The organism is Streptomyces sp. NPDC001822, from assembly GCF_042892135.1.
Taxonomy (GTDB): Bacteria; Actinomycetota; Actinomycetes; order Streptomycetales; family Streptomycetaceae; genus Streptomyces.
In genome coordinates this window covers 660148-671851 of record NZ_JBIATW010000002.1, presented here as the reverse complement: position 1 = coordinate 671851, position 11704 = coordinate 660148, and the positions used below count along the sequence as shown (strand labels likewise).

Here is an 11704-nt window from a genome sequence, read left to right as displayed (position 1 = left end):
CGGAAGCGGGCGGGCCCTGTGTGGCCGCAACCCACATTCAACCAAGCTGCCACATCGTTGCCGTGAACTCGATCTGGGTCGGAGGATCGGTATACGAGTTCCGTTCCCCCCCGACTAGGCGAGTGATCTCAGCGCTGACAACGTTCCCCTTGTCGGTCAAGATGCAGAACCTCTGGTGCAGCTTGAGGGGCCATTCCGACATCTGCGCCTCCGTGAACCCCCCGAGATTGGCGCTACGCACACAGTCCTCGGCCGACTTCGGGGCCTCTTCGATCTGTGCCGCGTTGCGCCCATCCCGAACAGCCAGGTATCCCCACAGGTCGTTCTGGTAGGACAGGTCCTGCTCAAGCGGCTGCTCTGCCGCCTCGCTCTCGTCCACCTTCTGGGCCCACGCGTCTTTAGTCCAAGTTCTGGAAGCTGGCTCGTCAAAGTCCAGCGACCCTGTCCTGGGGAAGTCAGGCAACCCAAGGGACATTTTCTGGTCCTGATAGACCACGCTGTACGTCGCCTTTGAGGGCGCTGGCGATGCTGGCGGCGATGCCGATTCGGTCGGCTCGGTCGCAGCACCCGAGTCGCCCTCGCGAGTTGGATCTAGTGATTGCGACACCGAAGGAGCACCCTTCGCGTCGCCGCCCGATTCATCGTCGCCCGTTACTGCGGCCGTGACCAACGCGCCGACGATGGCGGTAAGAAGCCCTCCCCCAACAGTAATCAGCGCGACGACGACACCTACCTTCCCCATCTCGCTCAAGCCTCTGAACCAGTCGCGCGCCCGCCGCCAGTTGGACTTCCTGCTCGGCGGCCCTACTGGAGGCACTGGCGGAGTACCGCCGTTCGTGCTTCCGGACGTTGTGGTCATCGGTCCTATCCTCCTGCCGCACCGAACGGATCACCTCCAAACATGACCCGTTGGACCGCCACCCTAATGGACACCAACTTGGCTTGGCTTAAGCGAAGTTGACACGAATGGAGTAAGGGAGAAGCAACTTGGCTTACGCCACCCTCGACGAGCTGAAGGGCCGGATCGACTGGGACCTCGACGCTGACGAACTGCGGATCGCGGCGGGGGCGCTGGAAGACGCCTCGGACATGGCGGCCACGTACGGCCGCGACTGGCCCGAGGAGACAGCGCCCCGACTGGTGCGGACGCTCGTACTCAAATCCGCGGCAAGGTACATGCGGAACCCGAGCGGCTACGTGCAGAGCCGGGCCGGAGACGAAACGCTCCAGTGGTCGGACATCGGCCGTGACGCCGGGACGGTGTACTTCACCCGCGAGGAGATCCGCCTCCTGGAGGAGCTTGCCGGTAGGAAGCGCGGCATCGTCAGCGCGCCTGTCATGGCCTGGGGCACGAAGCCTCGGGGACCTGATGCCGGCGGATACGTCCCGGTCGACTACGGCGGCGACACCTTCCCCCTGTTCTCCGATGGGGTGAGCCCCTGGTGAGCGTCCAGCGCAGGCGCGGTCAGCCCGCGCGCGTGTGGAGCACGAAGGAGATCCTCGACAACCGAGGCAACACGGTGGTCATCCTCGACGATGACCACCCGGTCGACGTGCGAGCGGCCTTCATACCGCAGCGGTCCGGTAAGGCCGAGGTCCCCGGTCAGCAGCAGATCAACGTGACACGGATGATCGTGGACGCCCATGTCGAGGGCGTGACCCTCTGGTCTCGCGTCCAGTGGCAAGGCCGCTTCTGGGACGTGGTGACTCCGCCGGCATATCACCACGGCGACCGCCGTACGCGGCACTGGTCGATCGACATCCGGGAGCGGCCCTAATGGCAACCATCTACAACTACAAGGGCAAGCGGCAGCTCGAAAAGCGCGTCGCCGTCCTGCCTGGCGTACAGGCGGCGCTCGAAGAGGTTCAGTTCGAGATCGCTGCAAGGGCCGAGGCCCTCCTCCTCGCACACCGCCAGGAGGGCCACGCGACGATCGACGTGGAGAACGGCGATGTCGACAAGTACGTGATCCTCGACGACGAGCGCGGCAAGAAGGCCGCCCTGTCGATCGAGTACGGCCGGGCCGAACAGGTCGTCGTCCGCAAGGACAAGGACGGTCAGCCCTACCTCGACGTGATCCCCGGCAGTGACGGCCTGTTCATCCTGGCCCGCGCGGCGAACCTCCCCAAGAAGCGGAAGGGGAAGGTGCACCTCGACTGATGGCCGGACTCCCTGAATCCGTAAGGGCCCTCGCCGAACTCTCTCCGGTCGAGGATCTCCTCCTCGCCGTTCTGCGCGAGGGCCTCCCTGACGTGCCGGTCAAGTCGCTCGTCGACCTGCACCAGCAATTCCCGCTCGTCCTCGTCCGCCGCGACCCGACCTGGGGCCAGTGGCAGGGCGACACGCGGTTCACCGATGCCGCCCGAGTCGTCATCAATACGTTCGCGCCCGACCCCAACGGGGACGAGGACGCCGCCATTCTCGGCGAGGCCGTCCGCGTCGTCCTGCGGAATGCATGGCTGAAGCAGAGGGTCTATCCGCGCCTCGGTCACATCATCCGCGTGGACCTGAATTCGGCCCCTCGTCGGGCAACGGACTGGGCGACCGCTACCGGCCCCGTCCAGTACGCCGACCTCCCTACCGGCGTGTGGCGCTACGAGTCGATTTACGACGTGCAGATCCGCAAGCCGCGGACTCGCCCGTACACCCCCTGACAAACCCCAATCACGTAAGGCCCGGAGCTTTCGAGTTCCGGGCCTTTTGCGTGCGCGAGTAAGGATGCAGCCACCTTGGCAGTCAACGACGACGCGACTCTTGTTGTCGGGTCCGGCAATTACCTGACGGCTCCCGTCGGCACCCCGATCCCGGCGGACCTCCTCTCCCCCACTTCCCCGTGGGCGAGCGTCGGTCACACCTCGCTGGAGGACATCTTCGGAATCACTTCCGAGGGCGGCGAGGCGACCACGATCGGCACTCTCCAGAACAAGTCTCTTCGCACGAAGTACAGCGCGCGAACCGAGACGATGGCTTTCACCCTCCAGCAGTTCGACACTGCGGCGCTGAAGCTCTACTTCGGCGCCAACGCGCCGATCCTTCCTGACGGTTCGGTCGGTGTCCCGACTGAGCCCGAGCCGACTCAGGCGGCCTTCCTGGCCATCTTCGTGGACGGTGACAACCACTTCGCCTTCTACGCCCCGAAGGCCGAAATCTACCGAGCCGAGGACATGTCGATCTCGGACACCGAGACGCTCGCTGGTCTGCCTCTCGGCGTGAAGCCGATCGCCTACAGCTCGAATGCCTGGACGTACGCGATCACCCCGCTCGGCGGCACGGCCGCGACCGGCGCAACGGCCGGCACTCCCGGCACCTTCACCCCCTCGGGCTCGGCGACCCCGGAGAACCTCGGCGCCATGGTCGGCGTGATCGCCTCCCCGGCGACCGCTTGGACCACGGGTCAGCACGTCGTCCTCGGCGACGCCTCGAAGGCGTTCTGGACCGGTTCCGCCTGGGCGGCCGGTCAGGCGACCTGACAACTCCCCGGCGCGGGCGCATTGCGGACCCGCCCGCGCCGGGTGACCCCCTCTCGGTCCGCTCCCCCCTTTCGCTTTCAATCCTGGAGGTCCGCAACCCCATGGCTTCTTTCTCCCTTGACGACATCCGCGCCGCCGCAGAGCGCAAGTACGGCTCGACCGACATCGAGTTCGGCGGCGAGACCGTCCGACTCCTGAACCCCCTGCGCCTCTCGAAGGCGCGCCGTGACGAGCTGCTCGCCCTTCAGGACCAGCTCGGCAAGGAGGACTCCGACCAGGCCGCGGTGCTGGCCAAGGCGATTCACACTGTCGCCGAGTCGGAGAAGATCGCGGACAAGCTGCTCAAGGAAGTAGACGGCGACCTCGCGATCCTCGCCGAAATCTTCGGCCACTACGGCGAGAGCACGCAGTCGGGGGAAGCCTCGGCCTCGCAGGACTGATCGACGAGTACGGGGAGGGGCTTTACCCGGACCTGCTTTACCACTTCGGCATTGATCTGGCCGAGGTGATTGCAGGGCGAGGCCCCTCCCCGGCTCTCGTCCTTCTGCTCGTACAGAGGCTTCCCGACACATCACTCACGATCGCTCTCGCGTCAGGCGGGCGTGAGTTCTTCGGCTGGGGTCAGGACCGACACCTGTCGGCCGACCTCTTTGACGCGCTCAATCAGAACACTCGGGCCACCGGCCAGTGGGGCAAGAAGGCGCCGAAGATTCCTGCCTTCCCGAGGCCGCAGAGGAAAAAGGCCGCGAAGAAGAAGGCCGCCCCGGAACGCCGCACGGTCGCTGATATTTACAAGCACTTCCAGCGGAGGTAAATCGGTGGCGGACGACGCTTCCATTGTCGGACGGATCGCAGTCAAGGTCATGCCGGATACCTCCGGCTTCAAGGAGGACCTGAAGAAGAAGCTCGAAAAGATCGAGCATGACCTCACGGTCACTCTTCGCACGAAGGCCGACATAGCCGGGGCCCGGAAGGATGTCCTCGAAGGCGTCCGGGCGATCAACAACGACAACAAGAAGACCGACACTCGCAAGGTCCGCTTCTACACGCGGCTCGACCTTGCCGGCGCATCGGGCGAGGTGGCCAAGGCGGTACGCGAGTACCAGAACAAGGCCAACAAGCACCGCATCACCTTCAGCGCCACGGGCCGCCAGGTCGTAGACGAGGCGCGCAGGACTCGCCGCGAGGCGGACGAGGCCCTGTCGGATCTGCACCTCGCGGTGAACCTGGACAACCAGGGCTCTGTACTCGCGGCTATCGGCAAGGTGAAGGCGGCCCTCGTCGCGATCGGCGAGACCGACATCGAGGTCGATCTCAACGAGCCGAGCCTGAATGCGGCCCTCGACCTGTTCGACGAGCGGCTCGACGAGATCGGCCACATCAAGATCCAGGTCGACAAGGAGAGCAAGAGTTCCGTTCAGGCCGCCCTCGCTCAGATCGAACGGGAGCTGGAGAAGCTCTCCGAGACTGAGCTAGAGGTCAAGCTCGACCGGGCCTCCCTGGAAGAGGCGAAGCGGGACCTGATCAGAGGGTCACGCGAGGCAGCCCAGCAGGCCGCCCGGGAGATTCAGGCACAGCTCGCCGACATCCCGATCCGTCCGGAGCTGGACGAGAAGCGGGTCGCGCAGGTGAAGCGGCAGCTCGAAGCGGCTTTCGAGCAGATGCAGAACCTTCGGGCACAGATCGCCCCCGAACTCGACGACTTGGCCCGGCGCAAGGTCGAGCGGGACATCGACGATCTTCAGGACAAGATCGACAACCTCAAGAGCGAAGTCGAGCCCGAGGTCTCCCGTACGGGCATCGCGGCCGTCATCGCGCACATGGCGATCCTGACCCGGGACCGCATCGTCGACCTGATCCCGCGCGTGAAGCTCTCGGCGGCTGCCGCCGCAGTGGCGACGCTGAAGGCCCTGTCGGGTGCCCGCGTCCTGGGCGAGCTGTTCGACAACCTCTGGAACTCGATCAAGAACCTCGACAAGGCCGCGCCGATCATCGGCACCCTGGCGACCGCTGTAGCGGGTCTGGGCGCGTCCGGCATCGCCGCGACAAGCAACCTCGCCGCCTTGTCCGCGTCCCTCGCGTCGATCGCGCCTACAGCCCTCCTTCTGCCCGGCCTGTTCGGCGGTATGGCGGTCGGCCTGGGCGTCACCATCGCCGCGTTCAAGGACTTCAACAAGGTCGTTCCCGAGGTCAAGACGGCCCTGTCTGGCCTTCAGGACACGATCAGCGACAACTTCTGGGCGAAGGCTGCGGACCCCATCCGGGCCGTGGTCGACGACCTCCTCCCCCGCTTCACCGAAGGCGTCACAAAGACCGCGACTCAGCTCGGCGGATTCTTCGGCTCCTTCGCTACGAACCTGGGCACGTCCCTCGGTCCGGCGCTGAACCAGATGTTCACGGACCTGTCCGACTCGATCGGCATCGCGACGGAGGGTACGGACACCTTCGCGTCGATCATCGCCACCCTCGGCAAGGTCGGCACGAGCTATCTGCCGGCCTTGGCCGACTGGTTCGTCACCATCGCCGAGCGCTTCGACGGCTTCCTGAAGCGCAAGGGCGACGACGGCCTGAAGGACATGATCGACGAGGGCATTCAGGCTCTCAAGGATCTGGGCTCGGTCCTGGCCAACACGGGCGGCATCCTCGCGGGTGTTGCTCGGGCTGCCACGGCTGCCGGCGGAACGTCGCTGGGCACGCTCGCTGACGCCCTTCAGCGCATTCACACGATCGTCGACAGTGACGGATTCCAGTCCGGCTTGACGCAGGTCTTCTACGCCGCCCATCAGGCGATGCAGGAGATCGCCACGGTGTCCGGCCCGGCGGTCGAGCGGTTCTTCAAGGCCCTCGGCAGCCTCCTGGTCGCCGTACTTCCGCAGGTCGGCGCGATCCTCGGCACGGCCCTTGGGGCCATCGCTGACGCCCTCGCGCAGCCTGCGGTGACTAACGGCATCAAGTCCCTGTTCGACGGCGTTCAGGCGGCTGTCGTTGCCCTGGCTCCTGCCATGGCTCCGCTGGGTGCGGCCCTCGGTTCGCTCGCGTCCCTGGTGGGCACACTGCTCGCCGCGCTGGGCCCGCTGATCTCGGCCGCGCTGATCCCCCTGTCGCAGGTCGTCACCCAGCTCGTTCCTGCGATTCAGCCGCTCGTCGTCCTCCTGGGCTCTCTCCTGGGTGGCGTCATCGCAGCCCTGGCCCCGCTCGTCCTGGCGCTCGTCGCGGCGCTGACCCCGCTGATTCAGCAGCTCGTGACCGGACTCTCTCCGATCATCGCTCTCGTCTCGGCGGCGCTCGGCGTGATGGCCGCCGCGCTGGTGCCAGTGATCAACATCCTGGTCGAGATCCTCTCGGCCGCGATCCTGCCCCTGCTTCCTCCGCTTCAGCGGCTCGCCGCCGAATTCCTGCCGAAGCTGGCCGAAGCCTTCGCTCACGCGGCAACGGCCTTGACTCCGCTTCTGGAAATCCTGAAGCGGGTCGTCGACTTCATCATGCCGGTCCTGGTACCTGCTATCGAGTGGCTCGCGGGAATCCTCCTCGGCTCACTGGTCGAGGCCCTGGACGGCGTAGGGAAGTATTTCGAGGCCACCTTCGATTACGTGATGGAGGTCTGGGAGTTCTTCTCCGACCTCTTCCACGGGAACTGGTCGCAGCTCTGGGGCGACATCCTCCGCATTGGTCAGGCCGCATGGGACGCCGTCAAGGCAGCCTTCCAAGTTCTGATCAACGTCGGAATCGTCGGCGCATTCGGCAAGGGCTTCAAGCTCCTTCGTGCCGGATGGGAGGCCGGGTGGACCGGGGTCAGGACGTTTGGCACAACTCTTTGGGCCTCGGTCAAGGCGAACTTCTCCGCGTTCATGACGTCACTGCGGGAAACCCCGAGCGCCGCCCTGGCGGCTATTCGGACGTTCTTCGCGGACACCTGGACCTCGATCCGCACCGCGGCTTCGGAAGCGTGGGCGGCCGTGAAGCGCGTCTTCGCCGAGAAGGTTGGCGAGACGGCCGCGACGGTCCGGGATCTGCCCGGCAAGGTCAAGTCGGCATTCGGGGATGCGAAGTCCATTCTCGTGAGTGCCGGCCGAGCGATCATCACGGGTCTGATCGACGGCCTGAAGTCGATGTTCGGCTCCGTCAAGAGCACCCTTGGCGACCTGACCAGCAAGCTCACGGACTGGAAGGGTCCGGCCCCGAAGGATGCCCGGCTTCTGTATGACGCCGGTCAGCTCATCATCAAGGGCCTGATCAAGGGCCTGGAGTCGCAGTACGACAAGGTCAAGCAGTCCCTTCAGGACCTCACAGCGAAGATCCCGAAGGGCGCCTCGAAGTCCCTGAAGGACCGGATCGCGAAGGACCGGACCGCGCTCCTGACCCTCGCCGCCCAGTGGGAGGGCGTCGGCAAGAAGCTCGAAGCGGCTCGGGACAAGCTCGACAAGATCCGTGAGGACGCGGCGAATTACCGCGACCAGATCGCTTCGAAGGTCATCGACACGGGTGACGTGACGAAGATCGAGGACAGCTCATTCGAGGGGATTCAGAAGGGTCTCACGGATGCGGTCGAGAAGGCGAAGAAGTTCGCGGCTGTCCTGGCCCGTCTGAAGGAACTCGGGCTCAACAAGGAGTCGTTCGGCCAGATCGCTTCGGCTGGCCCTGAAGCCGGACTGAATGCGGCTGAGTCCATTGCCAACGCTGGCAAGGATGGCGTCAACCAAATCAACGATTTGCAAAAGGAGTTGGAGAAGTACGCCACCAAGGCCGGAGACACCGCTTCGCACTATCTGTTCGACGCGGGAGTCAAGGCGGCCGAGGGCCTGGTCAAGGGGCTCGAAAAGCAACAGGACGCGATCGAGAAGCAGATGCTCAAGATCGCCGACTCGATGGTCAAGGCCATCAAGAAGGCATTGGGCATTCACAGTCCGTCGCGCCTGTTCCGCAAGCTCGGCAACTTCGTCGGCAAGGGCTTCGGCCTCGGCGTCGATGACGAGCGCGGTCGCGTCGAGCGGGCAACGAACGCACTCGCGACCAGCGCCACCACGGGGGCGGCTCGCGAGGTCACGGCCGCTGTCTCCGGCGGCCTCTCGACGGCTGGCGGCCAGTCGGTCACGAAGGTTCTCAACTATCACGCGGGTTCCGGCAGCTCCCTCTCGTCCGAGGAGGAGCTGTTCGCGGCTGCCTCGCGGGCAAGGATGGTCGGCTGGTGAGGCTCGAACTGAGCAGCGGTTCGGACAGGCTCGACCTGTCCGGGATCGAAGCGGATGGGGTGGGGTTCCAGGCCCTCGCCGGGGTAACCGGCCTGGGCCTCCCCCAGCTCTCCGTGCAGTGGCTCGAAGGGGCCGGGGACGGCGCCGCCTACCGTGGGCGGCGCGTCCTCCCCCGCGACATCGACATACCCCTCGACATCGTGGGGCGGGACAGGACGCATCTCGCCGAGCTGGTGACTCGCCTCGCGCGAGTCCTGGCCGACGACTGCACCCTGACCTACATCGACTCGGATTCGGTTCGCTGGTCTACCTCCGCTCACTGGACGGGCGGAGGGGCCATCGACCCGGGCTCGGGCGAGCGGGACGCCCAGACCGTCATCACGCTGCGGGCTCCGTCGCCCTACTTCCTGTCGGAGTCCGCGCAGACGGTGACCATCGGCGGTGTGACGGCGGGCGCCTTCCTGGGCTCCATGGTCGCTATGCCTCTCTCGTCGTCGCAGGCGATCGGCTCCATTCAGTTGAGCAACGACGGCGATGTACCGGCCTACCCCGTGTGGGAGGTGACCGGACCGGGCGACACCTTCAAGGCGATCAGCCCGACCGGCGAGACGATCCAGTGGAACGGGACGCTCGGCGTCGGCGAGAAGCTGATCGTCGACATGGGCGCCGGCACCGTAAAGGACGGCGCTGGAGCGAACCGATACAGCTCCCTCTCGACTGCCCCGCGCTTCTGGTCGGTCCGGCCGGGCGCCTCGACCGTCACGGCTTCTCTTCTCAACACCACCGCGGCTTCGAGGGTCACGTGTGCGTGGCGTCCCCGTAAGTGGGTGGTGATCTAGTGCGTCAGGAAGACCTTCTCGTCGAGGTGCGAGACAAGACGCTGACCCGCGTCGGAGCGATCCCTTCGGACCTCCTGACCATGGAGGCCGCAGACACCCACAACAACGTGGGGACGTGGAAGCTCAGCCTGAACGCCGAGCATCCGCTCGCGCCGGTCCTGTCGACGCCGGGCGCGGGCATCATCGTGACCGGCCCTGTGGGTGTGCTGTTCTCGGGGCCGGTGACGAGCGCGGACAGCTCGACGACTGCGACTGACCCCCTGGGGACGCTGACGGTCGAGGGCGTGGACGACACGATCATCCTGTCGGACATGCTCGCCTGGCCGGACCCGGCACAGGGCGACGTGACGAAGCAGAGCAAGGCCACGGACGACCGCACGGGCCCGGCCGAGACGCTCATGCACGCGTACGTGAATGCCAACGTCGGGCCGGGTGCCCCGGCCAACCGGCGCCGGGCCGGGCTCATCATGGGCGCGGACGGCGCTCGGGGCGCGAGCGTCTCGAAGTCGGCCCGGTTCGAGCAGCTCGGCGAGCTGTGCAAGGCCCTGGCCGATCCGGCGGGCCTGGGCTTCCGTGTGATCCAGCGCGGGGCGAACCTGGTCTTCGAGACGTACGCGGTCGCGGACCGAACGAAGGACGCCCGCCTGGGCGTCTCGAACAACACGCTCGCTGGTCAGCGGGTGAACGTCTCGACGCCGCAGAAGACACAGGTGATCGTCGGCGGTGACGGCGACGGGGCGAACCGCCCCTTCGTCGGCGTGAACAACACCGCGTCGACTCAGGCCGAGGCGGACTGGGGCCGGCGGATCGAGAACTTCGTCGACGAGCGGTCTACGACCGACACGGCGGAGCTGACGCAGAAGGGCACGGAGGCTCTCGCGGACGGCGGGGCCACAGTGCAGGCGGCGCAGGCCGTCCCCCTTGAAGACAGCGCGCTCGACTTCGGCCGTGACTGGTTCCTCGGCGACAGGGTGTCCGTCATCGTCGGCAACACCGAGATGGCGGCCATCGTCACGGGCATGGTCTTGAAGGTCGACTCGGACGGCTACCGGCTCGGTGCCACCCTGGGCGACCCGACGCCTCTCGATCCGGCTGCGGCCGACGCGAAGGCCGCGCGGGCTCTGGACTCGCGGGTCTCGTCGCTGGAGCGGACGGCGGAGGCTGTACCCCCTGGCCCTCGCGTGCTGACCTCGACCGGCCTCACGCAAGCGAGCATCCCTGACGCGTACCCCGAGGGCGAGTCCGTCCTCTATCTCTCGTCGGGGGACGCCACTGCCGGCGGGTGGGACTTCGCGGGGAAGTTCGGCTTCGTCACCACTCGGCGCCACGCGAGCGGCGAGGCTTTCCAGACGTGGAGTCGAACGCACGGCTCGACGACCAACCGCGAGGACTGGATTCGAGGCGGCAACCGCGCGAGCGGGTGGGCCCCGTGGCGGCAGATCGACTACAAGGCCATCCTCGGCACGGCGAACTACACGAACGCCACACCGCCGACCGCGTACCCGTACGAGGACTCGCGGCTCTACCTCGACACGGCAGCCGCGACCGCTGGAGGCTGGCCGTTCGCCTCCCTGCAAATGGGCGGCTACGTCTGGTCGACCGCCACATCAACCGGCTACGTCACCCAACGATGGTCAAGCACCGGGGGCCCCACCCAGCCGCACGAGGAGTGGGTGAGGCACGGCAGCCCTACAAGCGGCTGGGGTGCCTGGCGCCGCCTGGCCTACGAGGACAACTCACCTCGGGGCATCTTGGCGATTCAGCCCGCTCTCGTCGCGTCCGCGCACGTCGGCGACACCGAGGCGATCCTCTACAGCCAGACGTTCACGGCCTCCGCCGGGCGTTGCTACAAGGTCAACTTCCGCATGGCAACCGTGGACACGGACGGCACGGGCGACAACTCGAACACGAACATCCGGTACGCAAAGCAGGGCGGCTACACCTCTTGCCGCTGGGCTGCCGGTTCGGCTGTCTCCACCTCGTCGGCGCTTCTCGGCGTCATGTACACAACGACGTTCGATGACGACTCGACCTCGGGAATCGGCGTCACCGCTGACTTCTATCTCAACAACCCCCCGGCCGGACCGATCACGATCGGTATCGGCCTGAAGACCCTCCGCCCTGCGGCTACATACGGACAGGTTCGGTACCTGCCCTCTGGCGGCTCTCATCTTGCCGTCGAGGACGTGGGCGCGACCGTCTGAA

10 protein-coding genes are annotated in these 11704 nt (G+C 66.3%); 9 read left to right on the top strand and 1 reads right to left on the bottom strand.

What is annotated here, in order from left to right; all coding sequences use genetic code 11:
* Nucleotides 1–37: 37 nt before the first annotated feature.
* On the bottom strand, nt 38–859 hold the full coding sequence (locus ACFYY2_RS07515; RefSeq protein ID WP_388738261.1) for a hypothetical protein: 822 nt from the start codon (nt 857–859) through the stop codon (nt 38–40).
* 128 nt (nt 860–987) lie between these two features.
* Between ACFYY2_RS07515 and ACFYY2_RS07510 the strand changes: the two genes are divergently transcribed.
* From ACFYY2_RS07510 to ACFYY2_RS07470, 9 genes are all read left to right on the top strand, one after another.
* Nucleotides 988–1446: a hypothetical protein gene (locus ACFYY2_RS07510; protein WP_388738259.1), complete on the top strand. Its 459-nt coding sequence runs from the start codon at nt 988–990 to the stop codon at nt 1444–1446.
* Nucleotides 1443–1778: a phage head-tail adapter protein gene (locus ACFYY2_RS07505; protein WP_388738257.1), complete on the top strand. Its 336-nt coding sequence runs from the start codon at nt 1443–1445 to the stop codon at nt 1776–1778. Before ACFYY2_RS07510 ends, ACFYY2_RS07505 begins: the two co-directional genes overlap by 4 nt.
* Complete coding sequence (locus ACFYY2_RS07500) at nt 1778–2161, top strand: DUF5403 family protein (protein WP_388738254.1); 384 nt, start codon at nt 1778–1780, stop codon at nt 2159–2161. Before ACFYY2_RS07505 ends, ACFYY2_RS07500 begins: the two co-directional genes overlap by 1 nt.
* Nucleotides 2161–2655, top strand: a complete 495-nt coding sequence (locus ACFYY2_RS07495; RefSeq protein ID WP_388738252.1) for a hypothetical protein — start codon at nt 2161–2163, stop codon at nt 2653–2655. Before ACFYY2_RS07500 ends, ACFYY2_RS07495 begins: the two co-directional genes overlap by 1 nt.
* Nucleotides 2656–2730: 75 nt before the next feature.
* A complete protein-coding gene (locus tag ACFYY2_RS07490) occupies nt 2731–3471 on the top strand; it encodes a hypothetical protein (RefSeq protein WP_388738249.1) in 741 nt (246 codons plus the stop codon).
* 101 nt (nt 3472–3572) lie between these two features.
* On the top strand, nt 3573–3911 hold the full coding sequence (locus ACFYY2_RS07485) for a phage tail assembly protein (protein ID WP_388738247.1): 339 nt from the start codon (nt 3573–3575) through the stop codon (nt 3909–3911).
* 378 nt (nt 3912–4289) lie between these two features.
* Entirely contained in the window at nt 4290–8660 is a 4371-nt protein-coding gene (locus tag ACFYY2_RS07480) for a hypothetical protein (RefSeq protein ID WP_388738244.1), read from the top strand.
* Nucleotides 8657–9499, top strand: a complete 843-nt coding sequence (locus ACFYY2_RS07475) for a phage distal tail protein (protein WP_388738242.1) — start codon at nt 8657–8659, stop codon at nt 9497–9499. The genes ACFYY2_RS07480 and ACFYY2_RS07475 overlap by 4 nt, the downstream gene beginning before the upstream one ends.
* Nucleotides 9499–11703 (top strand): siphovirus ReqiPepy6 Gp37-like family protein, encoded by a 2205-nt coding sequence (locus tag ACFYY2_RS07470; RefSeq protein WP_388738240.1) that lies wholly within the window; start codon nt 9499–9501, stop codon nt 11701–11703. The genes ACFYY2_RS07475 and ACFYY2_RS07470 overlap by 1 nt, the downstream gene beginning before the upstream one ends.
* The last annotated feature ends 1 nt before the right edge of the window (nt 11704 follow it).